Raw genomic sequence first — 25,864 nt, forward strand, 5'->3', positions numbered from 1 at the left:
TAGTAGTTGTGGTTGTAGGCTCTTGAGTCGTAGTTGTAGTAGTCGTAGTGGTTGTGGTTGTAGTTGTAGTTGTAGTTGTAGTTGGTTTATTTGATGTGTTGACCACTTTAATCACGTTGTTATCATCAATTTTCTCAACTTTAGAAGTGTAACCTTCTGGAGTGTTTGTTTCCACTACTGAGTACTCAATCTTCTTACCGTCTTTGATACCTGGCAATTTCGTAAATTCTGCTTTCCAGCCAGAAGCTTTTGTAAGGGTTTGTGTTAACCCATCCAAGGCTTTGCCGTCCGCATACAATTGAACCGTGATATCTTTACGGTCAGCTTCATCATCACCAACCCATTCTTTTTGAACAGTAACTGTTTGATCTCCAGTAACCCAGTATTTCAATTCTGTATTGTTCCAGAATGCTGGGTCAGTTTGAGGTGTTGTGATTTCATCAGCTGTCAATGTAGCATTGTTATCTACTCTGATGGTTGTCTTAGGAATTAATGTTTGGTATTCAACGATCAATTCATCGCTTGATGCTGTTTTAAAGACATCACTGACGTCTGATAAATTCACAGTAAATCCATTGCCGTCCGCATCGAATTTCACATGTTGCCAGAAGTCCCAACCAGAAGCCACCACTTGTCCACCTTTTCTTAATGTAAAGGATGGTTTCAAGTAAGTTCCCACAAAGAATTCATTTGCAGCGTGGTTAGCAGCAGGAGCAAAAGTGATTTTTGAGTAATCGACTGCTGGAGCTTGGATTTTATCTGATACAACAGGGTTTGTCAAAGCTTGTTTCTTACCATCCCCGTTGATACGGATGAACCATTTTGTCAGATAGTAGTCATCTCCAACATTCAACCATGCATAGTTTTCAGAAGCGTCTAGTTTGAATTGCTTAGCTACATAGTCACCAGTAAGGTTGTACTTGTTCAAAACAGATTCAAATACGCCAGGTCCATCAGGACGAGTGATGACAACTGATTCTGAACCTACTTTAGAAGTGGCAGTCTTATTTCCAGGATTTCCTGGTGTGCTATCCCATTCTGCTTTGTATGAGAAACCACCCTTAACGTTTTGGTTCATGGATTCGATTGCTTTTTTAAAGGTGAAAGTAATCTTTTTGTTTGTCATTGAAATGGTTGCGACTTCAGCTCCATTTGCTTGGAGTGATTGAGTTGCAATTTCAGTGATATTAACACCTTCTGGAGCGTCAATAGTAAATGTATCACCGTCTTTAACTGATTTACCAGTTAAATCCCAGTCAAATGAAAAGGTAACCTTTTGTCCATTTGTTTGGGCCTTTAAGTTGGTGACGGTTGGTGAAACAGTGGCCGCGCTTACGGGTTTGATCACAGACAAGCCCAAGGCTACCACACCGATGATAGCTACAAATGCAACTATCTTTTTATAAAGAGATTTCAATTGGCCTCATTTCCTTTCTTCTGCCTGCCCTTTCCGAGGCTTTTCTATATAGTGATATATCCTAAAATAGAAAGGCTTCTAATTTCTACTCCATGAAACCAGCTGCCTCAGTTTAGGATAGATCGATGAATTATATGCTCCTCTTTATGCATTAAAAGAAAACAAACCCACCGACAAAATCAGCTCAAACCCTCTAACTACGTTTGTTTAGATAGAAAAACAAGGGAAATGACAAGCGTCATAATGTTAAAGTGATAATAAACGTTGCAAATTTTAACAGAATAATCATCCCATTGCATATTTAAAAGATTATTATCATCATTATTATATTCTTTTAGTATGATAAGTCAAGTTAAATGCAACAAAAATAATGAAAAATGTTGATTTTGGTTTTTGTATAAGTCGACCTTTTATTTCCCGCCATTTTAGCCTTTCATGTTATAATATTCAGATATATTTTAAAGATACGTCAAACCCTTGATATATAAGGAATTAACGTATCTTTAAATGAAAAATGTTCTCCTTTTTAGGAACTTTTGATATTATTTAGTGCCGTTTCGAAGATTGACACGGCTTTTTTTGCACTCTCTTTTGAAAGGTGACTATATATGTCCATTGTCATGGATAAGGTGGAGTGTCCTAGTCGGTGCTGGAGTTCCTTGTATGGTATTCCAGCATTTAATAACAAACTAGCGTGAGTGTGTCGGAAGCCGTGGAAACCAATGTCAGGAACTTGTGCCTGTTTAAAATGTATTTTTAATCTTGCTTGAAGAGTGCGGTTGTTTGGGTATTCATGGATAAAATCTGAAAAGACCACTCTTTCAGTTCTTCCAAGTATCCAAGCCTCTTGGGTTTGTCTAAGTTTGTACTGTTTTAACATTGTAACCGTTTTGGGGTCAATATCAATATCACGGTAGCTAGATTTTGATTTAGGACTATTAATTTCAAGTCTATAATTAAGTGTCTTTGTAATGTGAACAACAGCATTATCAAGATCAATATCAGACCATTCCAACGCCAAGGCTTCATTGATACGGCAACCCGTAGCAAGTAGGAACTTGTAAAGAGTGACATGAAAGAGATTTTTAAATCTTTTTTGATCCAAGCTATCCAAGTATTCAAAGAATTGTTTTAATTCTGGATCTGTGAAATGCTTGATCTTTCCTTTATCTTTCTTGACTTTGGGAACTAGTATATCCTTTGCAGGATTGGACTTTAACGCTTGTAATGAAACTCCATACTGTAATATGCGCTTATTGTAGGAATGAAGTTGCCCATATCGTTTAAAACCACCATTATTTTGGTTATACTCTCTAGCCCATTTATTCACTTGTTGCTGAATAATGGCAGGGGTCAACTTATCTAGTTTGTATGATCCAAAAGCGGGGCGTAGATATTTTTCTATCTGTGATTTGATAGCGATTTGAGAGTTTGTTTTGATCGTGGGAGCGTAAGTTTCCCACCAGCTATCCAGTAACTCACTATAGTTTTTATATTGAACAAAAGCGGTGCGAGTTGCACCATTCTTTTCAAATTCGAATTTGGCCTGTAAGGTCCTTGTTTTAATTTCTTTCTTGGTACGGGCTGAAATGGTTGTCTTAATCTTCTTTCCCGTGATTGAATCAATACCAAGATATAAGCTGGTGCGGTACACAGTTGTACCGTCTTTCTTTTTGTATTCAGTAATATTCATGATCGAAAACCTTTCTAATTCATCAGCAGGCAAGCCGTAAAGGTTTTAGAATATGGTTTATTACTGTGGTAGTTTTTTAGTGATCACATGCCAATTATTAGGAAAACCGAGCGTACTCAGAATAGTATTTGTATGGATTGGGTACCCTCTTTTTGAAAGGTACTTGTCCAGATAAGAAAGGCGTTTTAATACCGTATTATGTAAAATTGCATATTGTGTTTTACTTAAAAAACATTGTAACGTTAAGAATGTATTATATACATCACTTCTGGGGGAGGTAGGAAGAATGTTGTAACGACCATGTAAAGTTGGAAAATAGACAAGGTTATTTTTACATTTGAAATCTAGAAGTCGTGAATCATGGGCGCAAATATTACGAATTTCAAAAATGTTTTCAATAAAAGACAAGAGTTCATATCCAGTAAAAAATGATTGTATTGGCATTTTTTCGGTAATAAAGGTGTAATGACGTTTGGCAATTGTATTTTGAATTGCTGGAAGATATTTAATTACCAGTTTTAGCTCTCCAAACGTAAGATATTCCACCATAACCCAGAAGGGAATCCCGCCATGGTTTTTTTGATGGTTCTTTATCGGGTTGTTTCCGGGTTCTCTATTATATTTTGAAATGATTTTTTTTAATCTTTTTACCAAATATTTAACATCTTCGCTTTGTTTTATATTGTTAGAGTTATAAGTATAGAACTTCTTGGATAAATAACCCGTAGGATTATGCAGATACCTTTCTGCTAATGTATAAGCAGTTATTGATTTTAGATGTTTTTCAGCTTCCAAAATAGCCTTTAAGAGAATGAACTTAAGCTCTCTATCAAAAAAATACAACATGGAAATATCATCGAAGGTAGTACCGGGGTAATACTTATTTGTTGTTTGCCAAAAATATCGACTATATCCATTGATAATTGAATAGTAATTATTGGTCATTAAATAAAGTTTATTATTTTGGTAATCAGTTAACTTAAGTCCTCTATTGTGTAAAATATTTAGTTGTTCATGTACGTTTTTGAATGGACGAACCAAAAAAAGACACCTCCTCATAATGGAGATGCCTTCCGCAATCGGGACCCGTAGGTTTTTCCGAAAGCTATTCCTTAAGTATCCCCATTGTATAATATTTTTATGTTTTCGTCAATATTTTTGCGTTTATTTTATAAAATTTTATGTTAATTCAATTTCTTCCCTGTATGGTGAGTGGGCGATTTGTTGAACACCGAGCGAACACCGAGAAAACACGCTTTTTTGTTTTAATCGAAGTTTTCGGACACCCTAAAGAAAAATAGTAATGCTGAGTTTTGCTATGGTTTGGTATACATAATCTTTGAATTTAGAATAGGTGAAAAAATCTATTTTGTAAGAATTATTTCAGTTCAATTAGTTTATTGTAAATTTTTTCAGTTAAGGCTTTTTGTTGGCTAGCAGTGAGGTGCATTGAGGTGCGAATTACAATAGTTCCATACACATAATGAGAGCCAGGATTTAATTGTCCACCATCAAATGCAGATATGTATGTATTACGTTTTTCGGCTTCATCTTTAGTTTTATAAACTTCAATACAACCTCCTGCTTCAGTTCCTTTATCTACTATATCAGTCCCGTAAACAGGTTCGGTTACTTGACTATCTGAAAAATAGATAGAAGCAGTATAGCCACCTTGTTTATTTAATAAACCATTAGGGTCATGTTCTTCTGTAGCATGTTGTACTTCTTGAATTGTATCTACTTCTTTCAATCGTTCCTCAACAAAAGAAGCTTTAGGGTTTGTAATCTGTGTTAGTTGTTTAACGCTGTTTTGATATGCTGTTAGTTTCTCAGTTATATTTTTTTGAACGCTAGAATAATCAACAGGTTTTGCGATTTCTTTCGCTTGATCTTCGATCTTTTGTGTATCGCTTTCCATTTTTGGAGCTTTACGAATTGAGTTTTTTGCTTCTTTAACAGCAGTTTTTAAATCTTCTAAAGTCTTAGCTTCTAATGGTTCAGCTTTTTCTTTAATGATTTTTTCAGTATCAGCGATTTGTTTTTCAATTGCTTTATTATTCTCATTAAGAGTATCTACAGATTTTTCAAAATGGCTTACAGCAGTTTGGTGAGGGGCATAAGATAAGAAATAGTAGCCCGCTCCACCAGTAGCAAGAGTTAAAACAACAGCAGTAGTAATAATTTTCTTTTTCATAATGTTTCTCCTAAAAATATTTATTATTTATCGTAAGTCATCGAGCCGTTTTGTTCATAAGCAAGGCGGTTTTCGTCTTTATCAAAGACAAAAAGGGGTGGCGCTGTGAAATCTTTATCAGTAATCTTATATGTTTTTTCTACGTCATTTTTGATTTTAAGTAAACCGTCTACATTTTGGTGTAGCTGGTCATTTGTCAATTCAGACGACGCTACAGGTAACACTACAGCCATACCATCGCTACGATAGTATACGTCCATTTGACTTGAGTCAAGCCATTGTTTATAAGAATTTGCAAACTGATCCAGTAGCGGTCTAACCTTGCTTACCCGTCCAGTAGCCATTCTATATTTCTCTTCGCCTTGGTTTTCTTCTTTGCTTTTGGCTTTGGCCTTGTCTACCAGCTCCCAGGCCTTTTCTTTTTGCGTTTTCTCTGAGCTTTGCTCTGTAGCTACTTGCTCGGTTGTTTCTTCTTGACTTTGTTCAGATTCTTCGTTTTGACTGCAACCGGTCAATAATAGAGTGAGTGCTGCGACTGCTGCAAATGTTACCTTTTTCATATTATTCTCCTAAATATCTCCATATATCTGAATTAGTTATTTATCAGATGATTTTTTCTTTATCTTTTCGAGTGCCTTTTTCCCCTCTTTATCTAGTATATGAAATGCAAAAATCATAGCACTAAAGGCAAGGATCGTACAAGCAAACAAAAACCACTCAAACAGTTCATTATTTTTCAATGTCTTACCTCTTTTCTAATTAGGCAGTCATATTTTCAGACCTTTAATAATTTATTTTTTAAGTTTTACTTTGTTTGGGGTGGCAATTGCTTTATCAAAGTAAGAGATATTGACGTGCTGTTTATCAATATTTAGAATATCTAACCAGTCACTTATAACATTCCCTAGTATCTCTTTATCTTCCCTTTCACGACTTCCTAAATATTTATCAAAATCTCTAAATTGCTCTTGTGATCCTGATTGATATCCATGTTTTATTAGAATGTCTGTACGACCAAAAGCATTAAAAAATGTTTCTACAGTTATCGGATCAATAACAATTTCTCTATCATGATCTGTAATTATGGCACGAAAACCCGTAAATAAAGGAGCGTCTTTCTCTTTAATTAGTTTAATGACACAATACTTTAATCTGGAAACCTCGTTTAATGTTTCTGGAATATCTTGATTAATATCTAAAACAATATAATCATAGCCTTGTAATTCAACTGCAGGGATTGAGTTTCCTAAAATATCTTTAACAGGTTTAGTACCAATGTCATATCCTAATAGGTAGGCGTCTGATACACCAAAGTAATCAGCAATTTTTTCAGCGTTATTTCTACGAATTGCCGTTTCTCCATTTTCCCACCGTTGAATAGTTCTTAGATTTATATTCAATTCTTGCGATAATTTATCTTGAGATAGCCCCTTGGCTTCTCTGAGTTCTTTAATTCTGTTCATAAGTTTACCTTTCATTATACATTATAAGCTATTACGGCATAAAAAGCCATAAAAAACTAAACTAAAAAAAAATCTATTTTTTTTACTTGACTTACGGAATTAAATGTCGTAGAATAATAATCAAATAACGGCACTTAGTGCCGTAGAAAGGAGAACACTTATGATTGTTACACAAGAACAAGCAAAGGCATTGCGACGCAAAAAAGCAGATTTACAATTAAAAAATTATGAGTTTGCTTCTGAAATTGGTGTAGCACCAGGAACAGTACCTAAAATTTTAAATGGTGACTACAAAGCCCCAAAGAGGATCTACGCAAGTGTAATGGAATGGCTTGCAAAAGATTATTGAACAAAACAAAAAAGCCCTAACGGTCGGCAAACTCATAAGGCTTTTAACTATAAATACTAAAACACAGGACAGCAGGCAAGCCGTAAAGGTTTTAGGAAATTTTATTTACTTAAATTATACCATATCTTGGTATAGAGCGCAAAAAGTTGTACAGGAGGTACATAAAATGGAAACAGAAAAAACAGAATTTGAACTAACAGAATTAGAATTAGAGGAATTTTTAGAAGAGGTGGAAAAGGTTCAGGCACAATTAAGGTTTAACAAAATTGTACAAGAGATGAAAGAGAATGATCCTAATCTTTATCAGATCCTATTTGATTTTTTACATAAGAAACTCTCTCTTGATGAATTGAATGACTTTCTTTCATTGGAGGGTGAAGCACGGCGGGCATATATAGACAGCTACCAAGCTAGATGAGGAGATCTAAAATGATTGGTGATTTATTAGGTGTTGGTATTTTCTTTCTATCATTCGTGAGTATATTCTTCCTTGCTGAGTGTTTCCATGAGTGGGCTGTAGCTTACAAGAAAAGAGGATATATCAGCAAAAGACAGCTAAAACGTATGAAGAAATGGCTTGAGATCATGGAGGCTAGATAATGGCATACCAGCAAGAGGAACGGGAAACAGTTGTAAGATACGATGAGCAGGATAATGCTTGGTACATTGAAACAAACGTAAGACGGCATATTTCAAAGTTTTTGAAAATGTCAAAGGCATTTGAAGAATTGCATGAGGAAAAGGAGTCTGGGCGAGTTGTTTCTATTCGTGCCAAACTTTCAGATCTTGACAATTTTTCAGTAAGTCCATTTGTCAGAAACAAACGCAAAGGACAAACTAACAATTTAATTAACTCCAGGATCGATTTTGAGGCTCAAAACTAGCCCTTTAATCGGTGAAATTCAACTTGAAATATAACAGGGGTATGATTATACCTCCCAAAAGTGCAACCGCAGGAAAAACGATTTTAGAAAGGAAAAATAAATGTTTAGTTTAAGTAAAGAAAGTGAACAAGAACTAAGTCAAGGGGTTCTAGAGTTGGTAAACAAGTACCTAGAGGCTCATTCTAAAGTAATTCCCCGTCAGCTTGGTTTAATGAGTGCAAAACAAGTAAGAGAAGAGTTAGGTTTACAAGATGCAACATTGAAGCGTTGGGAACTCCAGGGGGGGCTAAAAAAATATCAACCCCCCCTGGAAGATACACGAAAAGCCTATTATAAAGTAAGTGATATCTTGATCTTTTTGGGGGCTGATAAATGAGAACAATAGAAGTTACTGTCCATTCTGAAAAATTAACAGCATTAGATTTTCTCAAGGATAATCCAACTTTGGTACTGCAAAATGGAAACTATTTTAAATTTGTTTATTTTGAACCAATTGGAGCAGGATTGACAAACTTTCATACTAAAGGGATAACTATAAGACTGTGTGATAATCAACAGAAAAATTCTCATTGGAAAGTGGCAAGAAAGAACTCTCCAAAACTTATGAAGCCTGAACCATTGGCAGTATTGCAGAAGTTAGAGGCTGGTAAGCTGAATGAAGAAAGAGAAAATCAAGCAATAGAATTAAATGGCTGGTTATTCGATATCATCACGAATGGAATCTATACCAAAGAGGATACAGCGCTTTTTATTCGGTTGCTATTCCTGCATGGTTATAGCTTCGAGCAGGTTACACAGCTATTCTCTTCGATTGTGAAGCGTGTGGCACTTGCAAAGTGCTTTCTAGAAGAAATGAAAATAATTTATAAGGGGGTGAGTATTTGAACAATGGCAACAATAAAGCACAACCATATACAAATGCTGGATACAGTCAAGCACTAACTCAAGAGTTCACTGATCTTACAGCGATTAGAGAAACAGAACAGAATAGTTTAAACCTTGACCAAAAAGCAAAGGGTGACGGCTACGCTCCTATTCTAAACAATCTCAGAAAAATTCTTGAGCGTGATACTCGGTTAGCTGGTAAGTTAAAATACAATGAGTTTACAAATGAAATTGATATTTCAAACTCTATCAATTTAAACGGTGCTACTCGTTTAGACGGGGTTGCTGATGACGCTCTAATAAAAGAAATTCGCTTGTATATTGCCCAAAAGTATAAGATTGATTTTAAAAAGTCTGATATAGCTGATGTAATGGAGGTTGTAGCTAGATCGAACCAATACAACCCATTGAGATCATTCTTACTTGAATGTGAACAAGAGTACTCCCATTTAGCAGATCAGAAAGATCCATTTGATATCCTACGATATTATTTAAACGTGAAAGATAATCAATACAATCGAATTATCTTTGATCTGTTCTTTCGTGGAGCAGTTGCCAAAGTATTTGATCCAAGTATAAAGTTTGACTTTGTATTAGATTTAACAGGCGAGCAGGGAGTAGGAAAGACACAGTTTTTTGAGCAGTTATTTACAGATCAATACTTTACAACCGTGGATACACTCACAGAAAAAGACGATAAAGCCCGAATGGTGCGGAATTGGTGCGTTTTTGATGATGAGATGATCGCAACTAGAAAAGCGAGTTTCCAAGTGTTAAAACGGTTTGTGACTGATAGAAAAATTGAATTTCGCCCACCTTACGCAAGTTCAGATAGACGATTGATGAAAAACTTTGTATTTGTGAGGGCTACTAATCAACCTGATTATCTGAATGATCTGACAGGGGAACGTAGGTTTTTAGTTGCTGAGGTATTCAAAGATAACTCTTACCGAGGTAGAAAGTGGTCCGAACAGGATCGCAGGGCATTTTGGGGCGCTATGGTGACAGCATGGAGAGCAAACAAAACATTAACCTTGTCAGACAGTCAAGAACACCTTGTAAACACCGTAAGAGAGCGCTATAAGGTCATAGATGATGAACTAGAGGCACTTGAAAGGTATCTATCAACTCCTTACCCTGAAAGAATGTACTTTGCTCCAATCAATGACGGTCTGAGAAGAAATTATATCTATGAGATGATGAACAATGGAGTTTACTTAAATGGTAACGGGGAAGAAGTCAAAATAGATACAGCAAAATATGGGGAGTTAGTTCCCCGTGAAAAAATGTCAATCGCACTATTTTTTAAAGAGGTTTTTCTGATTGATAAGCCTACACCGCAACAAAATGCAAAGATACGGCTTGCAATGAGGGGGAAACATGCATGGGAGTACAAGAGAAATATCAAGATTGGAAGAACTCCGACCTCAGGTTTTCAGAAAGTAGGAGAATCAGAATGAGAGTAGGAAAATTCATTAAAATATTCCTACCACCCTAACTAATTGAGAGAGTAAGGCTTTACAAGGTTTCTGAAATATATGGTAGGAATCATTTTAAAAAGTTCCTACCACTTTAAACCCTTGAGGCTCTAAGGATAAAAGGTACTCGGTAGGAAAATAATAACATTTTTAATAATAATATTTATTAATGAATTAAATAGGTATTATTGTTTATATAATATTTTTATTGCTGAAATTCTTCCTACTTTCCTACCAAGTGCCAAAAACGTTGATATAACGGGCTGGAATTGGTAGGACACTGTTCCTACCGTAATCCTACCACTCAAATAGATCCTACCAATGGAGAAAATAAAAATGCATGAAAAAATTTTGATCGAAAAAATGGAAGATGGCTACCTATTTTATATAAAAAATGGTATAATAGAAAATGTAAAGGTTCCCGTATATGGGAAACTGACACTAGTCTTTCAACATGGCAAAGTGTGCTATGTCGAAAAGACTGAAACAATAAAATAGATCTATCGGAACAACCGAGGATGTACCATTTCGTGAAGATTGCATAGGCTTCATGAGGGTTCATTCTCGGTTTTTTGATTAGGTACAGAAAGAGGTAAAAGATGACATTCACAACTATTAAGAGCGAACTCAAAGCATTTGCAAACAAGAAAGTAGACTATATGCGCTCATACATTGAGTTACAGGATAAACTAAAAAAAGAGGTTGCTGAGGGCATGAAAGGGAGCAAACAAGCACAAATCGAACTAGCTGACCTCAAGAGCGAGGGAGAAGCGTACTCACAGAAAACCTACGATAAAATCATGTCTGATATCGAGCAGGAACAAACCAAACAACTTGAGGAACTCAAATCAGAAAAGAATAGCGTGACTGCTGATGATGTGGCTGAATTGATGTTACTTGAAAGTACAAAGGATATTTCATGGGAAGAGTTCGAACAGTACCTAGAGAAATACAAGAACAAACCACTAGCGATTAAAAAGTTAAGTGAGATCGCCAAATCCCATACAGATTTAACATTCTTTGATTTTGAGAAATACAATAATAAAGATCGTACCGAAAATTTAGCTGAGTTTTTGAAGAAACAAGCTAAAACCTATCACAAAGATTTTCTAATTAATGGCGATAATATGTTACTTGTCACTGCGGAATTGAGTTTAGAGCTTAATGAAACGGCTGTAGGACGTTTCTTTGAAGAGAATGGGCTTTAAAATTGTCTGAAATTGCCTCAGAATGTCCGATAGAGAGGGGGTAGGCATGGAAGAATTAACGTTAAAAGAAGAAAAGTTCCTGACGGCTTTAATGCTTGCCCCAAATATGGGCAAGGCTTGCGAGAAAGTGGGAATCTCTAGACGCACTGCACAGCGTTACATGGCTAAAACCACGGTAAGAAGTGCATACCGCAAGATGAGAAGCCAAGCAATGGAACAGGCTACAAGCAGGCTGAATAGTGTGGCTGTGGACGCTGTGGAAGTCTTAACAGCTATCATGAATGATCCAACTATAAGCCCGTATGCACGGCAACAATCAGCGAGGACTATTCTTGAGTTTGCCTATAAAGCATACGAAAATGAAGCAATTATAGAAAAGCTGGAAGAATTGGAAACAGTTATCAGTATAGACAATAAGGATATTTAGAGTTGAATAAAAGAGAGCTTTTAAAGAAAATTGATGAGCTAAAACAGATACACAAGATGAAAACGGGTGGTTTTGTCTTGATAACTGAATCAGATAAAGGGATTGAGTATATCAATGTAAACGGCAAGGACTATCTAGACTATGAAGCCTTAGCAGTATTAAGAACCTTTACTGATGATAGTATCATCATATTCGATAATATAGATGATAGCTGGGAACGTAGAACCATTTCAGATGATTTTAAAGAGATGATATTCTTTCCAACTGTGGAAGATAGAATGGATTATATTCGTGTAAATAAGGGGATCAACTCCCTTAATCATGATGAATCTGATCCATACCATACAATATCAAGAAAAGAATGGCTTGACTCTTACAAAAATACAAGCCCCTGAACCCTATTTGTAAATGTATTTGAAAAGGAGGCAAAACATGAATATAGGGCAGGAAGAAAAAAGGAACAAAAAGGAGCTTGCTAGAAATGTACTGTGTCAATATCGCTCTTTATGTAGAATAGCTGGGGTTGATTATCTAACAGGCGATTTACTTGATAGTTGCATAGATCAACAAAATCAGCGCCAAAACATGGCTTTAACCGAGGTAAATCGAATTAGAAAAGCTATTGAGGGTATTTCATCAGCAATTGATAAACGTATCCTAGAAATGAGCTTTATTGGGCAAAAAAAGGTGTCTGTTTATGAACAAATGGACATACTTTCTATTTCAAGCAGTAACTATCACAGGCGCAAGGCAAGAGCCTTACTTGAGTTTATAGATCATTGGTGCTTAAACTCAAATATCGAATTGTATGGGACACGTTAAAATAAAGACGGGGTATATATTGTCTCAGTATAAGAAAAGGCTTTTTATACATGCAATCTCTCTATATGTAGTAATTATAAATTAATTTAAATTAAATTAGGATTTCTATAGACTTTATTAAAAATAAACTATATAATATCTATGAAAATAAAACTAATTAGGGAGAATTTAGGGTGAATACTTATAATAGGGAACAGCTTATTGATATGTTTGGATATTGCTTCCAAGTATTAAAGACGGTGTCGGATTTGGAAGCTGCTATAGCGTCAGAACAAAAGAATGCATATAATAGTAGTATGCAGAATTATCATAAGATTCGTACTCTCTATAATATTGCAGTTGCTGGTTTTATATTGATCTGTTTTCTGATAGGCATCTTACAGGGTGCAGAAATTACTTTCTTACAATTTATTATTGCTGGAGGGATTTCATTTGTTTTATTTTGGCTTATGTTTTCGCCTTTCTTGATGGTAGTGAATGTTATTTCTACGCATTTTGCGAAAAAATCATATAATAAAGCAGCTTATAACGATAATTCTAATGTCTATCGTCAAAGAGGAATAGAACTACTTCAAGATGATAAATTTCTCGCATATAAGAATATGATTCCAGCAACATACTTTAACAAAAACGACTTATATCTGCTGTACAGTTATTTGGAAACTTATAGAGCTGATACATTTAAGGAAGCAGCAAATTTACTTGCAGAAGAGAAACATCGTGAGAGAGTTGAATATAATCAACAAGTTATGCAACGTAGTCTAGATTCAATTGAATCAAATGCACGTTATCAATCTGTTGTTCAAACTATACATTTGTTAGAAACAGGTAAAATTAGAGCGTCACTATAATTTAACTAGGTGGTAGGACATCGAGTACCCATTTTTGGTGCGCGGTAGCCTACCATTTTTGAAGATAAAAAAAGCACCGTGTGAGGGTGCTAGATCTTGCCTACTGAACTCGTAAATGATAGATACCCTACGGGGTATTTTTTTGTGAACTGTTTAATACAATCTAATCAATGACTGAAATACCCCAAAATGCTATATTTGCGTGCTTTTATAGCTTTATTTTTCCTTATTGTTTTGATGTGATATAATGAAGTATAGTTTGAAATTTTGAGGGTATTATGGAAAGAAAAGAAGATAAACCAATCATAAAACTAAAGGAAAAACTTGATTCTCCATGGATTTTTTACAGTCATGAAAATGCAGAAGAAGGAGTGAAGGTAGATAAGGAGTTAATTCTTGATAAAGAACTTGATTTTATAAGTATAATAGTAGACTTTTATACGTCAGAAGCATTGCATAAGAATGCCAGTGGATACTTGAATGAAAGTATTGATAATGAAATAATTAGAGAAGTTTCAGATAATTATGCTAAACTTTCAAGTCTGAAATTGTTTTACCAGAACGAATTGAGCGATATTTTAGAAAATAGGGAGTTTTTATATAATGACGTTCTCGATTTTTGGCAATTTGTTGATTTGTTTCACTTTGCAAAAGAATTCGAGCTAGAAGTCCTTTTTTACGGTTATCGGAAATTAAAGGTAAGAGAGGACATATATGAAAGATATCTTTCGCAAAATGAAAAATTAATTTTAAAACTAGCTATTCTAAATATTATTTTTTTAAGAATTCTTTATAGAAACACTGATCGTATTAATGATATTTTTTTTGAAGAAATAATTAATTTAGAGGATTATCCTTGGAAATATTTATTCGAGATAAGTACTGGAATACTTTCAAAGTTGGATAATGATAAAAGAAGAACTGAATCAGGTTTATTCTGTTTAAATACAGTAGATTTAAATAGAATAGGGACAGTGTTTGCTAAATATGACATGGCCAGTCTATACTTTGATGAAATCACTAAATTAAAACTCGAAAAATTTGAGAAAAACAAAATAAACTGCTATGCTTCGGTAAGAAAAAATAATATCATTTATATGACCTTAAATGGGGTTAAAGATGATAGTATAAAAGTGAATGGAGTAGATCGCAGTAATTTACAAAAAGTTGTAGATATTTTAGCGCAATTATTAGGAGGGGATGTAGAGTATGTTTCAATTTCCCCTGATACTAGATATTATATAAATCCTGACTTATATATCAACTACTCTCAATATAAAAATTCAAATGAGAATTTAAACAGAATGTTTACTTGTTGCGAGCGAAAGTTAATTGCAAAGATGTATACGCTAAAATTTGGAGATGATGAGAAAATAGAACTCTTAGTTACTAAATATCCTTGTAAAATTTGTTTAAGAACTATTGATTATGTTAATAACAAAGAGGGTGCTAAGTTAAAAATAGAGATTATAGATCCCTTGGAAATGGAATTTAAACTTAGTGAACAAGATATTATAGAGATGGATAAATGTGCTGAAAAGATCGACAAAAACCACCCGAGAGAACAAGAGGAATAATAACATATAAAAAAAGCACCGTGTGAGGGTGCTAGATCTTGCCTGCTGAACTCGTAAATGATTGATCCTTTTAGGGTCAATTTTTTTGTGAACTTTTTAGGAACTTTGTGAACTGTTTAAGTCGGTATAATTGAATAGTCGATAGGCCGAAAATGCTTATTTTATGGGGCTTTTACGAATTAATTTCAACTATATTATGCAATGTGATATAATATTCAGATAAGAAAAAGAGGAGACCAAAAGCTAGATGATCACTTCAAAATACGATTGGCAGTTAGCTTCGCCAAGTGCAGATGAGGCCTTTTTAGCCCTTGCCAAAAAAGCAGGCCTAGAAGCGTCCGTAGCAACCTTGCTGTATGAGCGTGGCATTCAAACCAAAGAGGATTTAGAAGACTTTTTAGAACCCAAACTAGAGAAGCTACATGATCCTTATTTGCTCCATGATATGGACAAGGCAGTGGGGCGCATCCGACGGGCCATCGAAGATTATGAGCAGATCCTCATCTACGGAGACTATGATGCGGACGGGATGACATCGGCCTCCATTATGAAGGAAACCTTGGAGCAGATGGGTGCAGAGGTGCAAGTCTACCTACCCAACCGCTTCACAGACGGCTATGGTCCCAATGAGAGTGTCTACAACTACTTTATCGAGCAGCAAGGCATTTCCCTGATTGTCACGGTGGACAATGGGGTCGCGGGCAATCAAGCCATTGCCATGGCCCAAGCGATGGGAGTTGATGTTATCGTGACGGATCACCACTCTATGCCAGAGGTTTTACCGGATGCATATGCGATCATTCATCCGGAGCATCCAGATGCGGATTATCCCTTCCATTATTTAGCAGGATGTGGTGTGGCCTTTAAGTTGGCCTGTGCCCTCCTAGAGGAAGTACCAGTCGATCTCTTAGACCTGGTAGCAATTGGGACCATTGCTGATATGGTCAGCCTGACAGATGAGAATCGGATCCTGGTCAAATACGGTCTGGGTGTTCTCCAACATAGCCAGCGGATGGGCTTGCAGGAACTCTTGGAGATCGCAGGGATTCGTCCGGAGGATGTCAATGAAGAAACGGTTGGTTTTCAGATTGCTCCTCGTCTCAATGCCCTTGGCCGCCTCGATGACCCTAATCCAGCTATCGAACTACTGACCGGTTTTGACGATGAAGAGGCGCACGAGATTGCCCTCATGATTCATCAGAAGAATGAAGAACGAAAAGAGATTGTTCAAAGCATCTACGATGAAGCAAAAACCATGGTCGATCCAAGCTTGTCCGCCCAAGTCTTGGCCAAGGAAGGCTGGAATCCAGGGGTCCTTGGTATTGTAGCTGGCCGTCTATTAGAAGAGCTTCATCAGCCAGTAGTTGTTTTAAGCATCGAAGATGGGCGTGCTAAAGGAAGCGCTCGGAGTCCTGAGTCGGTCAATATCTTTTATGCCCTCGATCCCCACCGGTCGCTCTTTGTCGCCTTTGGCGGGCATGCCGGTGCAGCAGGGATGACCTTAGATGTGGACCAACTCCCTGCCTTGTCTCAGGCCCTTACGGATTACATTGCAGAACAAGAGATTGATCTCAGCAGCAAGTCTAGCTTAGCCATCGACGAGGAACTGCATCTAACAGAACTAACGCTTGAGACCTTGAAGAGCTTTGATCGCTTGAGTCCTTTTGGCATGGACAATAAAAAACCAGTCTTTCTGGTCCGTAATTTCAAGGTAGAAGGGGCACGCTCGATGGGAGCTGGCAATACCCACTTGAAACTCAAGATCTCTCAAGAAGATGCGACCTTTGAGGTGGTTGCCTTTGGCTTGGGAAGTTTAGAGGCAGAGTTTGCGCAAGCGCAAGACCTAGAGCTAGCCGTGCAGTTGTCGGTCAACCAATGGAATGGCCAAACAACCCTTCAGCTCATGTTGGTTGATGCGCGTGTGGACGGCGTGCAGCTCTTTAATATCCGCTCTAAAAATGTCAGCCTCCCCGCAGGTGTTCCCGTTCTGGATTTTACTAAAGAATTGCCAGATCTATCTGGGGCATCCGCTGTGGTGGTTGGAAATATCCCAGAGGATATAGAGCAACTACGGCAAATCTTCCAAGAGCATGATTTGCAAGCCGTCTATTTCAAAAATGAGATCGCCAAAGCCTACTATCTAACAGGCTACGGTAGCAGGGACCAGTATGCCAAGCTCTATAAGACCATCTACCAGTACCCAGAGTTTGATGTCCGCTACAAACTGAAAGACCTAGCAGCCTATCTCAAGATCCAGCAGATCCTCTTGGTCAAAATGATCCAGATCTTCCAAGAGCTGGGCTTTGTGACCATTGAAAATGGGGTCATGAAGGTCAATAAAGAAGCAGAAAAACGGGAAATCGCTGAAAGCACCATCTACCAAAAACTCAAACAAACGGTGAAAGAGCAGGAGTTGATGGCCCTTGGGACGGTTCGTGAAATCTATGACTATCTGACAGGACAGACCTTATGAAAAAACACCTAAAACAGTTTCTCTGGCTCAGCCCCTTCCTGCTTTTAGCTCTTTATTGGCTAGGAATCTACCTGAGTTTAAAAAATCCCATGGATGAGATTGTCTACTCTGAAAATGGTGGCTTGATGCGCTATGTGATGTTTAAGCCCTTTACAGAAACGATAGGAAATGATGGTATCTGGAAAGAAGATGAGGGATTTCAAACCTACCATTATTCAAAAGGAATTGTTGATGGAAACGAAGACTTGTCCGTGATGATGTTTAGAGGAACTCCCAACTGGACCTATATGTATGATTTTAAATTGGAAAAAGGTGTGACACTCGGATTTATATTTAAATACGACTCGTCAAAAAAGCTGTTTTTTCAGAAGGAGGTCTACCTTTCTAAAGAAGATACTACCTACGAGGGCCAGCAACTCCTTGAGAAACTTGCTACCTATGGCAAAGACCGTGCTTGGCTTCGAGACCAAAGTAAGAAAGTCGCTGAACAATACATCCTTGGTACCTGGTTCAAAAATGGAAGCTCCCGATATTCCCTGAAAAACTTGGGAGATATGAAAATCGAGTACAATAAATTCATAGAAGAATAGTAAGTTTTTTTGGAATTCAATCCCACATCATTTTTCGGATGTGGGATTTTTGCTTTTGACGCGGGAGCTTGGGAAAATGATTTGGCAAAAAATGATGCAAGTTAGTAGAATTCATGATATAATGGAATGTAAAAAAATTTTTATGAAAGAAAGTTAACCATGAATTTAAAAGATTACATTGCAAGCATTGAAAACTATCCACAAGAAGGAATTACCTTCCGTGATATCAGCCCTTTGATGGCAGATGGCAATGCTTATAGTTATGCGATTCGTGAAATCGTTCAATACGCGACAGATAAGAAAATCGATATGATCGTTGGTCCTGAAGCGCGTGGTTTCATCGTTGGATGTCCGGTCGCTTTTGAGTTGGGAATTGGATTTGCGCCTGTCCGTAAGCCTGGTAAATTGCCACGTGAAGTCATCTCTGCTGACTACGAAAAAGAATACGGCGTTGATACCCTCTGTATGCACGCAGATGCCATCAAACCAGGCCAACGCGTCCTCATCGTTGATGACCTTTTGGCTACGGGTGGTACCGTTAAAGCAACCATCGAAATGATCGAAAAACTCGGTGGCGTCGTTGCAGGGTGTGCCTTCTTGATCGAGTTGGATGAATTGAAAGGTCGCGAAGCGATCGGCGATTACGACTACAAAGTCTTGATGCATTACTAATATAGTCTAATACTATAACTGGCTACAGAAAAACCATAATTGAAAACTATAAGCTCCTATCATATAATGTTAGTTAAGAACTTGTAAGATGGGAGCTTTTTATGCCAATTACTCTAGATAAAAAATTACCAGCAGTCGATATCCTTCGTTCAGAAAATATTTTTGTCATGGATGATGTTCGAGCAACTCACCAGGATATTCGTCCTATAAATGTTCTGATTTTGAATCTCATGCCGACTAAGGAAGCAACTGAGACTCAACTGCTACGCCTCCTGGCCAATACGCCCTTGCAGATCAATGTAGATTTCCTCTATATGGCGAGCCATAAGTCTAAAAATACAGCGGCCGAGCATATGGAGAGTTTTTACAAGACTTTTGAGGATATCAAGGATAATTACTATGACGGCTTGATTGTGACGGGGGCGCCTGTCGAAAAGATGGACTTTGAGGAAGTGGACTACTGGGAAGAGTTGACCCAGGTCTTTGAATGGGCCAAGCGTCATGTTTTTTCTACCCTGCACCTCTGTTGGGGAGCCCAGGCTGGACTGTACCACCGTTACGGAATTCAAAAAGTAGAGCTCTGTGACAAGCTATCGGGCATCTATGACCAAGCAGTGGTGCGTCCCGATAGTCTGCTCATGAGAGGATTTGACGATCGCTTCCTTGCCCCTCATTCTCGCTATACAGATATTCCTTTGAAGGAAGTCCTTGAAAAGAGCAATCTTCAAGTGATCGCTCAGGGAAATGAAGTTGGGCTTTCCATCATTGCTAGTCCAGACATGCGTGAGGTCTATAGCTTTGGCCATCTGGAATATGATCGCGATACGCTGGCAAAAGAATACCACCGAGATGTCAAGGCGGGCTTGGATCCAGATGTTCCCAAGAATTACTTTGATGGGGATGACGCTAATACAGAGCCTCGCATTCGTTGGAATCTAGCTGCGACGACTTTCTTTAGTAATTGGATCAACTATGCGGTTTATCAAGAAACACCTTACCGCTTGGAAGAATTGGAAAAAGATATTTCATTTTATGGTTACCTATAAAGGGGAATTATGACATATTCACAAGCATTTAAGTATGGCAACTTGGTTCTTCCAAGTGCCTTGCTTTTTCATTATCATGAATTGTTTGACCAAGCAGATGATTACTTGGTTTGGCAGTTTTTCTTCCTTCAAAATACGACTGGCCAAGAGGCCTTAACTCCCAATCAGATTGCTAGTCATCTAGGAAAAACGGTGACAGAGGTCAATCGGATTATGTCCAATCTGACCACCAAGGGACTCCTTCAGTACCGGACCATTGAGCTCAATGGCGAGATTGAAGCCATCTTTGATGCGACCATTGCCCTGGAGCGCTTGGATGAGATTTTAGAATCCCAATTACAAGGGAAGGCACAGAGCGCGCCCGCTAAGGGAAATGTCATCAAGGATTTGGTGGAAACCTTCCAACAAGAACTGGGACGACTCTTGACACCTTTTGAGATTGAAGACCTGACCAAGACTGTGCGCGAGGATCAGACAGATCCAGATGTGATCAAGGCAGCATTACGAGAAGCTGTCTTTAACGGCAAGCCTCACTGGAAATATATCCAAGCCATTTTACGCAACTGGCGCAGTGAAGGCATCAACAGTCTAGCCCAAGTAGAGGCGAAACTACAAGAACGCGAACAAGCCAACCCACGCAATGTGACAGTTTCAGACGATTTCTTGAAGGCCATGGATTTGTGGAAAGATTAAAAAAACTAGCACTTTATAAAAGTGCTAGTTTTTGAATGTAGACAAACTTCTTTTGAATGAAATAACCTGCATAATTTCGCGAAGATAGAAGAAATATGAGGATTTTAGAGCAATATTAGGATGTATTGGAACTTTCCGCTGTGAGAATGGTACTTGAAACACTATTGTTTCAAGTACCCGGGAGTTTTGAAACTTTAGGTTCAAAACTAAGTCTTGGAACTTCGGAGAAGTTCGCAGACGTCCGTACTCACCTAAGGAAAGTTTCTAATAAGTTACTGTCTTCAATCTAAAACGATTGCTTAATCAAATGTAAGCTAATCCGTTTATAGATAGTCCGCGTAGGCTTTTTTTAGTTTGCTAAGGAGTTCTTGTTTTTCCTCCTCACTAGCAAAGGAAGCCTGGATGGCATCGACATTGTGCTGGTAAAAGTCAGTTTCCTTGGTTTGGAAATGCTGATGGTAGAGGGCGTATTCCTTGGTGAGGTCGGTATCAGATACAGTCCGGTTATCGGTATTGATACTGATTCGAGCACCTGCTTCCTTCATTTTCAAATAAGGGAAATCCTCTAAAGTCGGCGCTGCTTTTGTCTGTAAGTTGCTGGTCAAGCAGAGTTCACCAGTAACCCCATTTTCAATAAAGGATTGGAGTAAGGCTGGTTCATGAGATAGAGCCGTCACGTGGCCATTGCGTTTGATGCCAAATGCAATCGATTGGGCAACAAAGTGTGGGCAATGACACTCACCTGCGTGAAGCGTCATGGGCCGATGGTAACTTTTGACTTGCTCGATTAGAGGTCGAATATCTTCTGGAGAGTAGTTGTGCTCATCTCCAGCAAAGTCAAAACCGACAAAATCTTGATCACTAACTTGGTTGGCTTCTGCCAGGATGCGAGAGGTGAGTTCTTGATCCGACTGGCGCATGCCGCAGACGAGGGCTTTCGCGACAATGCCAAATTCCTCCTGGGCTTGGCGCAGTCCTTCACAGACAGCATCGATAGTTTCTGGAACAGTGAGTCCTTGATCTATGGACAATTCTGGTGCAAAACGGACTTCGATGTAGACGACATTTTCCAGAGCAGCTTGCTTGGCCACATCGTAAGCAGCAAGCGTCAAGGCTTCCTTAGTTTGAAGGAGGGGCCGAATGTAGTCAAATGCCTCCAAATAGTCCAAAAGATTCTCACAGTGGGCAGGCGCAGTGACATGGTGCTTGAGCTCCTCATCGCTAGCAGGTAGGTCAATATGGGCCATAGCTGCCAACTGGCGAATGATTGGAAGCGATAAGGAACCGTCTAAGTGACAGTGAAGTTCTGTCTTTGCCAAACTATGAAAATCGATCGTGGACATGGTTTTCTCCTTAAAATTGTATTTTTTCTATACTATCATTTTGGCAAAAAAAGTCAAGTAGCCTTCGCGTAGCAGATCTTTGAAAGGGAGGCCGATATTTGATATGCTAGGAGTAGCGAAATAAAGGAGAAAAAAGATGTCAGACTATCAATTATCAGAAGTATGGAAAGCACCGAGCCAAATGGGAGGAGCTTGGGGTGGCTTGAACCAACCCACAGCAGGTGCCCGCTTTGAACAAACCCTTCCAAAAGGGGATCAACCTTTCCAACTCTATACCCTTCCAACACCCAATGGAATCAAGGCTACCATTATGCTGGAGGAACTCAAAGAGTTGGGAGTGGATGCAGGCTATGACGCTTATCGGATCAAGATTGGTGAGGGAGATCAGTTTGGTAGTGACTTTGTAGCCATCAATCCTAACTCGAAAATTCCGGCCATGTTAGATCAATCAGGCGATCAAGACATTCGTGTCTTTGAATCAGCTAATATCCTCCTGTATCTAGCCGAGAAATTTGGCAAATTAATCCCGACTGATCGGGCTAAACGGACAGAAGTGCTCAACTGGCTCTTCTGGCAGACGGGTGCAGCACCTTTTCTAGGGGGAGGCTTTGGTCATTTCTTCCACTATGCGCCGGAGAAAATCGAGTATGCCATCAACCGCTTTGCCATGGAAGCCAAACGTCAATTGGACCTACTGGACAAGGAACTGGCCACTAAACCTTATATCGCAGGAGATGACTATACCATTGCAGATATCGCCATCTGGTCTTGGTATGGCCGTCTAGCCCAAGACAAGGTCTGGGACCGTGCAGGAATTTTCTTAGATGTGAAGGAATACAAGCATCTGCAAGCTTGGACAGAGAAAATTGCCAATCGCCCAGCAGTGCAACGAGGCTTGGAAGTAGACTATAAGGAAATTGACTAAAGTCTAATATCGGCTTGTTGAGGATGATAGCGAGAGTTTCCGCCGTGAGTATAGCACATGAAACGTATAAGTTTCATGTGCCCGGAAGTTTTGAGACATTAGACTCAAAACTTAGTCATGGAACTTTGAAGAAGTTCGCTGACGTCCGGACTCACCTAAGGAAAGTCTAAAGTAATACCTTTCCATAATAGACAAGGCGCCGTTGCGCCTTTTTTTAATGGTGCAAACATGGTATACTAAAGGGTGGAATAAAAGTATAGAAAGTAGCACATGGAATTTACAAAATTATCAAATCGATTGGACTTGGTGGCTAGCTTCGTCCCAGCTGGAGCTCGTCTGTTGGACGTGGGGAGTGACCATGCTTATCTGCCAATCGCCCTCTTACAAGAAGGCAAGATTGAGGCTGCTATTGCTGGTGAAGTGGTAGAGGGGCCTTATCAATCTGCCCTCCAAAATGTCGCCGATAATGGTTTAGAGGACAAGATTGAGGTCCGCCTGGCCAATGGTTTGGCTGCCTTTGAACCAGCAGACGGCATTTCCTGTATCACCATTGCTGGTATGGGAGGACGCTTGATTGCAGACATCCTAGCCGCAGGTCTTGAGAAATTAGCCAATGTCTCTCGCTTGGTCCTACAGCCCAATAATCGTGAAGATGAACTGCGGGCTTGGTTAGTCGACCATGATTTCCACATTGTTGATGAAGCGATCTTGGAAGAAAATGAGAAGTTCTATGAGATCCTCGTGGTGGAACAGGGTTCTCAAGAGTTGACAGCCAAGGAACTGCGTTTTGGTCCCTATTTGATGCGGGAACAAGCTCCAGCCTTTGTCCAAAAGTGGTCCAAGGAAGTAGAGAAATTAGCCTTTGCCTTGGAGCAGGTCCCAGCTGAAAATCAATCGGCCAGAGCATCGTTAGAAGAGCGCATCTCACAAATCAAGGAGGTTCTACATGTTAGCAAGTGAAGTCATCAAACGCTATGAAGCCTACTGTCCTCAGGAACTATCCATGGACGGAGATGTCCGTGGGCTACAGGTCGGCACTTTGCAAAAAGACATCCATAAGGTCATGGTGGCCTTAGATATCCGCGAGCAGACGGTGGCGGAAGCTATCGCTCATGGGGTGGACTTGATCATCGTCAAGCACGCGCCGATTTTCCGTCCCATCAAGGATTTGGTAGCTGATCGGGCTCAAAATCAGATCTATATCAATTTGATCAAGCATGATATCGCAGTCTACGTCAGCCATACCAATATTGACATTGTTCCAGATGGTCTCAACGATTGGTTCTGCCAGCTCTTGGACATTGAAGATACAGAACCCCTCAGTATGACGGGAGAAGGGCTCGGAATTGGTCGCATCGGTCGGGTAGCTACTCAAACCTTTGGACAGTTGACTAGCAAGGTTAAAGAAACCTTTGGCTTAGATGCTTTGCGCATAGTCAGTTATGACCAGGCAGATTTGGAACGGGTCATCGAGCACGTCGCCATTTGTGGAGGAAGTGGCCAGTCCTTTTACAAGGATGCTCTCGCAAAGGGAGCAGAGGTCTATATCACAGGAGATATCTACTACCACACGGCTCAGGACATGCTGAGTGATGGGCTCTTGGCCTTGGATCCGGGACACCATATCGAGGTTCTTTTTGTGTCAAAATTAGTAGAAAAGCTCAATCAGTGGAAGGCTGAAGAAGCCTGGGAGATTGAAGTGATTGGCAGTCAAGCCAGCACCAATCCTTTTTACCATATCTAAGGGGGCATGATGAAAGTTGCCATTATCGGTGCAGGGATCGTGGGATCTACTGCAGCCTATTATTTATCCAAAGAAGTACAAGTGGATGTGACCGTCTATGACCATGGAGTCGGCCAAGCAACTAAGGCAGCGGCAGGCATTATTAGCCCTTGGTTTTCTAAACGGCGAAACAAGGCCTGGTATCGCCTGGCTCGTCTGGGGGCTGATTTCTACCAAGAATTGGTAGAAGACCTGGCCAAGGACGGAATTAAAACAGATTTTTACCAGCAGACCGGCGTCTATCTCCTCAAGAAAAATGAGGAAAAATTAGACGAACTCTATCAGTTGGCACTGAGCCGTCGGGAAGAATCTCCCTTGATTGGAGACTTGGCGATTTTGACCAAAGAAGAAGTCAGTGAGCAATTCCCAGGTCTACAAGGCTTTGAGAAGCTCCTTTATGCATCAGGTGGTGCTCATGTAGAGGGAGCCCTTCTCACGGAAACCCTTCTTCAGGCAAGTGAGGCAAGAGTGATCAAGGAAGAGGCTGCTCTCTCAGTTTCAAGTGATGGTTATCAGATTGCAGGAGAATGCTATGACCAAGTCATCCTGGCAACAGGAGCCTGGTTGGGGCAAATCCTCGAACCACTTGGCTACCAAGTTGATGTCCGTCCGCAAAAGGGGCAATTGCGGGATTATCAGCTAGACTTAGTTACCGATGACTATCCCGTGGTCATGCCAGAAGGAGAGCTGGATATCATTCCCTTCCAAAATGGAAAGATCAGTATGGGAGCCACCCATGAAAATGAGATGGGCTTTGACCTGACGGTGGATCAAGCTCTGCTAAATCAGATGGAAATAGAAGCCTTGGCCTACTATCCAGAACTAGCTCAAGCCGAAGTTATCGGGGAGCGCGTGGGAACCCGTGCCTACACCAGTGACTTTTCACCATTTTGGGGAGTTGTTCCTGATCAAGCAGGCCTCTATGTCGCCAGTGGACTTGGTTCGTCTGGCCTCACAACAGGTCCCCTCATTGGTTGGCACCTGGCCCAACTCGTGGTAGGAGGAAACCTGCGCTTAGATCCAGCGGATTATCCAGTTGAACAATATGTGAAGAAGTAGGCTGGGACAAAAGTCCTAGCCTCTCAATTATT

The 25,864-nt window shown here is 39.3% G+C and carries 30 protein-coding genes; 22 read left to right on the top strand and 8 right to left on the bottom strand.

Going from position 1 to position 25,864, the window contains the following annotated elements; translation table 11 throughout:
- The 7 genes from HMPREF3002_RS02940 to HMPREF3002_RS02965 all read right to left on the bottom strand — a co-directional run.
- A partial coding sequence (locus HMPREF3002_RS02940) for a Cna B-type domain-containing protein (protein WP_141754479.1) occupies positions 1 to 1,417 on the bottom strand: 1,417 nt, incomplete at its 3' end.
- Positions 1,418 to 1,943: 526 nt separating this feature from the next.
- Positions 1,944 to 3,110 (bottom strand): site-specific integrase, encoded by a 1,167-nt coding sequence (locus HMPREF3002_RS02945; RefSeq protein WP_070665180.1) that lies wholly within the window; start codon positions 3,108 to 3,110, stop codon positions 1,944 to 1,946.
- Between the two features lie 60 nt (positions 3,111 to 3,170).
- The gene (locus tag HMPREF3002_RS02950) at positions 3,171 to 4,151 is read right to left on the bottom strand and encodes an Abi family protein (RefSeq protein ID WP_083312643.1); all 981 of its coding nucleotides are present in this window, start codon (positions 4,149 to 4,151) and stop codon (positions 3,171 to 3,173) included.
- 337 nt (positions 4,152 to 4,488) lie between these two features.
- Positions 4,489 to 5,304, bottom strand: coding sequence for an EbhA (locus tag HMPREF3002_RS02955; RefSeq protein ID WP_070665184.1), 816 nt, complete (start codon positions 5,302 to 5,304; stop codon positions 4,489 to 4,491).
- A gap of 23 nt (positions 5,305 to 5,327) precedes the next feature.
- Entirely contained in the window at positions 5,328 to 5,864 is a 537-nt protein-coding gene (locus tag HMPREF3002_RS02960) for a hypothetical protein (RefSeq protein ID WP_070665186.1), read from the bottom strand.
- A gap of 36 nt (positions 5,865 to 5,900) precedes the next feature.
- On the bottom strand, positions 5,901 to 6,044 hold the full coding sequence (locus HMPREF3002_RS11170; protein ID WP_176745558.1) for a hypothetical protein: 144 nt from the start codon (positions 6,042 to 6,044) through the stop codon (positions 5,901 to 5,903).
- Positions 6,045 to 6,095: 51 nt separating this feature from the next.
- Positions 6,096 to 6,767, bottom strand: a complete 672-nt coding sequence (locus HMPREF3002_RS02965; RefSeq protein ID WP_070665188.1) for a helix-turn-helix domain-containing protein — start codon at positions 6,765 to 6,767, stop codon at positions 6,096 to 6,098.
- Between the two features lie 160 nt (positions 6,768 to 6,927).
- On the opposite strand from HMPREF3002_RS02965, the gene HMPREF3002_RS02970 reads away from it, so the two are divergent.
- From HMPREF3002_RS02970 to HMPREF3002_RS03055, 18 genes are all read left to right on the top strand, one after another.
- Entirely contained in the window at positions 6,928 to 7,116 is a 189-nt protein-coding gene (locus tag HMPREF3002_RS02970) for a DNA-binding protein (protein WP_070665190.1), read from the top strand.
- A 166-nt stretch (positions 7,117 to 7,282) separates the two neighbouring features.
- Complete coding sequence (locus HMPREF3002_RS10855) at positions 7,283 to 7,534, top strand: hypothetical protein (RefSeq protein ID WP_141754480.1); 252 nt, start codon at positions 7,283 to 7,285, stop codon at positions 7,532 to 7,534.
- A gap of 11 nt (positions 7,535 to 7,545) precedes the next feature.
- Positions 7,546 to 7,716, top strand: a complete 171-nt coding sequence (locus HMPREF3002_RS02980) for a hypothetical protein (protein WP_256263412.1) — start codon at positions 7,546 to 7,548, stop codon at positions 7,714 to 7,716.
- On the top strand, positions 7,716 to 8,000 hold the full coding sequence (locus tag HMPREF3002_RS02985; protein WP_070665196.1) for a hypothetical protein: 285 nt from the start codon (positions 7,716 to 7,718) through the stop codon (positions 7,998 to 8,000). The genes HMPREF3002_RS02980 and HMPREF3002_RS02985 overlap by 1 nt, the downstream gene beginning before the upstream one ends.
- Before the next feature lie 100 nt (positions 8,001 to 8,100).
- A complete protein-coding gene (locus tag HMPREF3002_RS02990; protein ID WP_070665197.1) occupies positions 8,101 to 8,376 on the top strand; it encodes a MerR family transcriptional regulator in 276 nt (91 codons plus the stop codon).
- Positions 8,373 to 8,885, top strand: a complete 513-nt coding sequence (locus HMPREF3002_RS02995; RefSeq protein WP_070665199.1) for a hypothetical protein — start codon at positions 8,373 to 8,375, stop codon at positions 8,883 to 8,885. Before HMPREF3002_RS02990 ends, HMPREF3002_RS02995 begins: the two co-directional genes overlap by 4 nt.
- Positions 8,882 to 10,345, top strand: coding sequence for a VapE domain-containing protein (locus HMPREF3002_RS03000; protein ID WP_070665201.1), 1,464 nt, complete (start codon positions 8,882 to 8,884; stop codon positions 10,343 to 10,345). The genes HMPREF3002_RS02995 and HMPREF3002_RS03000 overlap by 4 nt, the downstream gene beginning before the upstream one ends.
- A 617-nt stretch (positions 10,346 to 10,962) precedes the next feature.
- Complete coding sequence (locus HMPREF3002_RS03005; RefSeq protein ID WP_070665203.1) at positions 10,963 to 11,571, top strand: hypothetical protein; 609 nt, start codon at positions 10,963 to 10,965, stop codon at positions 11,569 to 11,571.
- A 46-nt stretch (positions 11,572 to 11,617) separates the two neighbouring features.
- Complete coding sequence (locus HMPREF3002_RS03010; RefSeq protein ID WP_070665370.1) at positions 11,618 to 11,998, top strand: replication protein; 381 nt, start codon at positions 11,618 to 11,620, stop codon at positions 11,996 to 11,998.
- A 2-nt stretch (positions 11,999 to 12,000) separates the two neighbouring features.
- A complete protein-coding gene (locus tag HMPREF3002_RS03015) occupies positions 12,001 to 12,393 on the top strand; it encodes a hypothetical protein (protein WP_070665205.1) in 393 nt (130 codons plus the stop codon).
- A 37-nt stretch (positions 12,394 to 12,430) separates the two neighbouring features.
- Positions 12,431 to 12,820, top strand: a complete 390-nt coding sequence (locus HMPREF3002_RS03020) for an ArpU family phage packaging/lysis transcriptional regulator (protein WP_070665207.1) — start codon at positions 12,431 to 12,433, stop codon at positions 12,818 to 12,820.
- Between the two features lie 173 nt (positions 12,821 to 12,993).
- On the top strand, positions 12,994 to 13,671 hold the full coding sequence (locus HMPREF3002_RS03025; RefSeq protein ID WP_070665209.1) for a hypothetical protein: 678 nt from the start codon (positions 12,994 to 12,996) through the stop codon (positions 13,669 to 13,671).
- Positions 13,672 to 13,949: 278 nt separating this feature from the next.
- Positions 13,950 to 15,248, top strand: a complete 1,299-nt coding sequence (locus tag HMPREF3002_RS03030; RefSeq protein WP_070665211.1) for a hypothetical protein — start codon at positions 13,950 to 13,952, stop codon at positions 15,246 to 15,248.
- 247 nt (positions 15,249 to 15,495) lie between these two features.
- Entirely contained in the window at positions 15,496 to 17,721 is a 2,226-nt protein-coding gene (recJ, locus tag HMPREF3002_RS03035; protein WP_070665213.1) for a single-stranded-DNA-specific exonuclease RecJ, read from the top strand.
- On the top strand, positions 17,718 to 18,311 hold the full coding sequence (locus tag HMPREF3002_RS03040; RefSeq protein WP_049522802.1) for a TipC family immunity protein: 594 nt from the start codon (positions 17,718 to 17,720) through the stop codon (positions 18,309 to 18,311). The genes recJ and HMPREF3002_RS03040 overlap by 4 nt, the downstream gene beginning before the upstream one ends.
- 159 nt (positions 18,312 to 18,470) lie before the next feature.
- A complete protein-coding gene (locus HMPREF3002_RS03045) occupies positions 18,471 to 18,983 on the top strand; it encodes an adenine phosphoribosyltransferase (RefSeq protein WP_003007878.1) in 513 nt (170 codons plus the stop codon).
- 101 nt (positions 18,984 to 19,084) lie between these two features.
- Positions 19,085 to 20,029, top strand: coding sequence for a homoserine O-acetyltransferase MetA (gene metA / locus HMPREF3002_RS03050; RefSeq protein ID WP_024055870.1), 945 nt, complete (start codon positions 19,085 to 19,087; stop codon positions 20,027 to 20,029).
- Between the two features lie 9 nt (positions 20,030 to 20,038).
- The gene (locus HMPREF3002_RS03055; protein WP_049472318.1) at positions 20,039 to 20,722 is read left to right on the top strand and encodes a DnaD domain-containing protein; all 684 of its coding nucleotides are present in this window, start codon (positions 20,039 to 20,041) and stop codon (positions 20,720 to 20,722) included.
- Positions 20,723 to 21,045: 323 nt separating this feature from the next.
- Here the strand turns inward: HMPREF3002_RS03055 and add are convergent, their stop codons facing one another.
- A complete protein-coding gene (add, locus tag HMPREF3002_RS03060; protein ID WP_049522801.1) occupies positions 21,046 to 22,065 on the bottom strand; it encodes an adenosine deaminase in 1,020 nt (339 codons plus the stop codon).
- A 136-nt stretch (positions 22,066 to 22,201) separates the two neighbouring features.
- On the opposite strand from add, the gene yghU reads away from it, so the two are divergent.
- From yghU to HMPREF3002_RS03080, 4 genes are all read left to right on the top strand, one after another.
- Positions 22,202 to 22,990 carry a glutathione-dependent disulfide-bond oxidoreductase gene (yghU, locus tag HMPREF3002_RS03065; protein WP_070665215.1) on the top strand — a complete coding sequence of 263 codons (789 nt, stop codon included), beginning with the start codon at positions 22,202 to 22,204 and terminating at the stop codon, positions 22,988 to 22,990.
- A 270-nt stretch (positions 22,991 to 23,260) separates the two neighbouring features.
- Positions 23,261 to 23,950, top strand: a complete 690-nt coding sequence (locus HMPREF3002_RS03070) for a tRNA (adenine(22)-N(1))-methyltransferase (RefSeq protein WP_045759623.1) — start codon at positions 23,261 to 23,263, stop codon at positions 23,948 to 23,950.
- On the top strand, positions 23,937 to 24,734 hold the full coding sequence (locus HMPREF3002_RS03075) for a Nif3-like dinuclear metal center hexameric protein (protein ID WP_070665217.1): 798 nt from the start codon (positions 23,937 to 23,939) through the stop codon (positions 24,732 to 24,734). The genes HMPREF3002_RS03070 and HMPREF3002_RS03075 overlap by 14 nt, the downstream gene beginning before the upstream one ends.
- A 6-nt stretch (positions 24,735 to 24,740) precedes the next feature.
- Positions 24,741 to 25,832, top strand: a complete 1,092-nt coding sequence (locus tag HMPREF3002_RS03080; protein ID WP_070665219.1) for an NAD(P)/FAD-dependent oxidoreductase — start codon at positions 24,741 to 24,743, stop codon at positions 25,830 to 25,832.
- The last annotated feature ends 32 nt before the right edge of the window (positions 25,833 to 25,864 follow it).

Source organism: Streptococcus sp. HMSC065E03 (genome assembly GCF_001815045.1).
Lineage (GTDB): Bacteria > Bacillota > Bacilli > Lactobacillales > Streptococcaceae > Streptococcus > Streptococcus parasanguinis_AD.

Excerpts from the sequence above, each read along its gene's own strand:
- HMPREF3002_RS02960 (WP_070665186.1), bottom strand. The coding sequence starts at position 5,864 with ATGAAAAAGGTAACATTTGCAGCAGTCGCAGCACTCACTCTATTATTG.
- yghU (WP_070665215.1), top strand. The coding sequence starts at position 22,202 with ATGTCAGACTATCAATTATCAGAAGTATGGAAAGCACCGAGCCAAATG.
- HMPREF3002_RS03020 (WP_070665207.1), top strand. The coding sequence starts at position 12,431 with ATGAATATAGGGCAGGAAGAAAAAAGGAACAAAAAGGAGCTTGCTAGA.
- HMPREF3002_RS03055 (WP_049472318.1), top strand. The coding sequence starts at position 20,039 with ATGACATATTCACAAGCATTTAAGTATGGCAACTTGGTTCTTCCAAGT.
- HMPREF3002_RS03005 (WP_070665203.1), top strand. The coding sequence starts at position 10,963 with ATGACATTCACAACTATTAAGAGCGAACTCAAAGCATTTGCAAACAAG.
- HMPREF3002_RS10855 (WP_141754480.1), top strand. The coding sequence starts at position 7,283 with ATGGAAACAGAAAAAACAGAATTTGAACTAACAGAATTAGAATTAGAG.
- HMPREF3002_RS03080 (WP_070665219.1), top strand. The coding sequence starts at position 24,741 with ATGATGAAAGTTGCCATTATCGGTGCAGGGATCGTGGGATCTACTGCA.
- HMPREF3002_RS03045 (WP_003007878.1), top strand. The coding sequence starts at position 18,471 with ATGAATTTAAAAGATTACATTGCAAGCATTGAAAACTATCCACAAGAA.
- HMPREF3002_RS02985 (WP_070665196.1), top strand. The coding sequence starts at position 7,716 with ATGGCATACCAGCAAGAGGAACGGGAAACAGTTGTAAGATACGATGAG.
- HMPREF3002_RS02965 (WP_070665188.1), bottom strand. The coding sequence starts at position 6,767 with ATGAACAGAATTAAAGAACTCAGAGAAGCCAAGGGGCTATCTCAAGAT.
- HMPREF3002_RS02945 (WP_070665180.1), bottom strand. The coding sequence starts at position 3,110 with ATGAATATTACTGAATACAAAAAGAAAGACGGTACAACTGTGTACCGC.
- HMPREF3002_RS03040 (WP_049522802.1), top strand. The coding sequence starts at position 17,718 with ATGAAAAAACACCTAAAACAGTTTCTCTGGCTCAGCCCCTTCCTGCTT.
- HMPREF3002_RS03010 (WP_070665370.1), top strand. The coding sequence starts at position 11,618 with ATGGAAGAATTAACGTTAAAAGAAGAAAAGTTCCTGACGGCTTTAATG.
- HMPREF3002_RS03075 (WP_070665217.1), top strand. The coding sequence starts at position 23,937 with ATGTTAGCAAGTGAAGTCATCAAACGCTATGAAGCCTACTGTCCTCAG.
- HMPREF3002_RS02980 (WP_256263412.1), top strand. The coding sequence starts at position 7,546 with ATGATTGGTGATTTATTAGGTGTTGGTATTTTCTTTCTATCATTCGTG.
- HMPREF3002_RS02995 (WP_070665199.1), top strand. The coding sequence starts at position 8,373 with ATGAGAACAATAGAAGTTACTGTCCATTCTGAAAAATTAACAGCATTA.
- HMPREF3002_RS02990 (WP_070665197.1), top strand. The coding sequence starts at position 8,101 with ATGTTTAGTTTAAGTAAAGAAAGTGAACAAGAACTAAGTCAAGGGGTT.
- HMPREF3002_RS03070 (WP_045759623.1), top strand. The coding sequence starts at position 23,261 with ATGGAATTTACAAAATTATCAAATCGATTGGACTTGGTGGCTAGCTTC.
- recJ (WP_070665213.1), top strand. The coding sequence starts at position 15,496 with ATGATCACTTCAAAATACGATTGGCAGTTAGCTTCGCCAAGTGCAGAT.
- HMPREF3002_RS03030 (WP_070665211.1), top strand. The coding sequence starts at position 13,950 with ATGGAAAGAAAAGAAGATAAACCAATCATAAAACTAAAGGAAAAACTT.
- HMPREF3002_RS02970 (WP_070665190.1), top strand. The coding sequence starts at position 6,928 with ATGATTGTTACACAAGAACAAGCAAAGGCATTGCGACGCAAAAAAGCA.
- add (WP_049522801.1), bottom strand. The coding sequence starts at position 22,065 with ATGTCCACGATCGATTTTCATAGTTTGGCAAAGACAGAACTTCACTGT.
- metA (WP_024055870.1), top strand. The coding sequence starts at position 19,085 with ATGCCAATTACTCTAGATAAAAAATTACCAGCAGTCGATATCCTTCGT.
- HMPREF3002_RS02955 (WP_070665184.1), bottom strand. The coding sequence starts at position 5,304 with ATGAAAAAGAAAATTATTACTACTGCTGTTGTTTTAACTCTTGCTACT.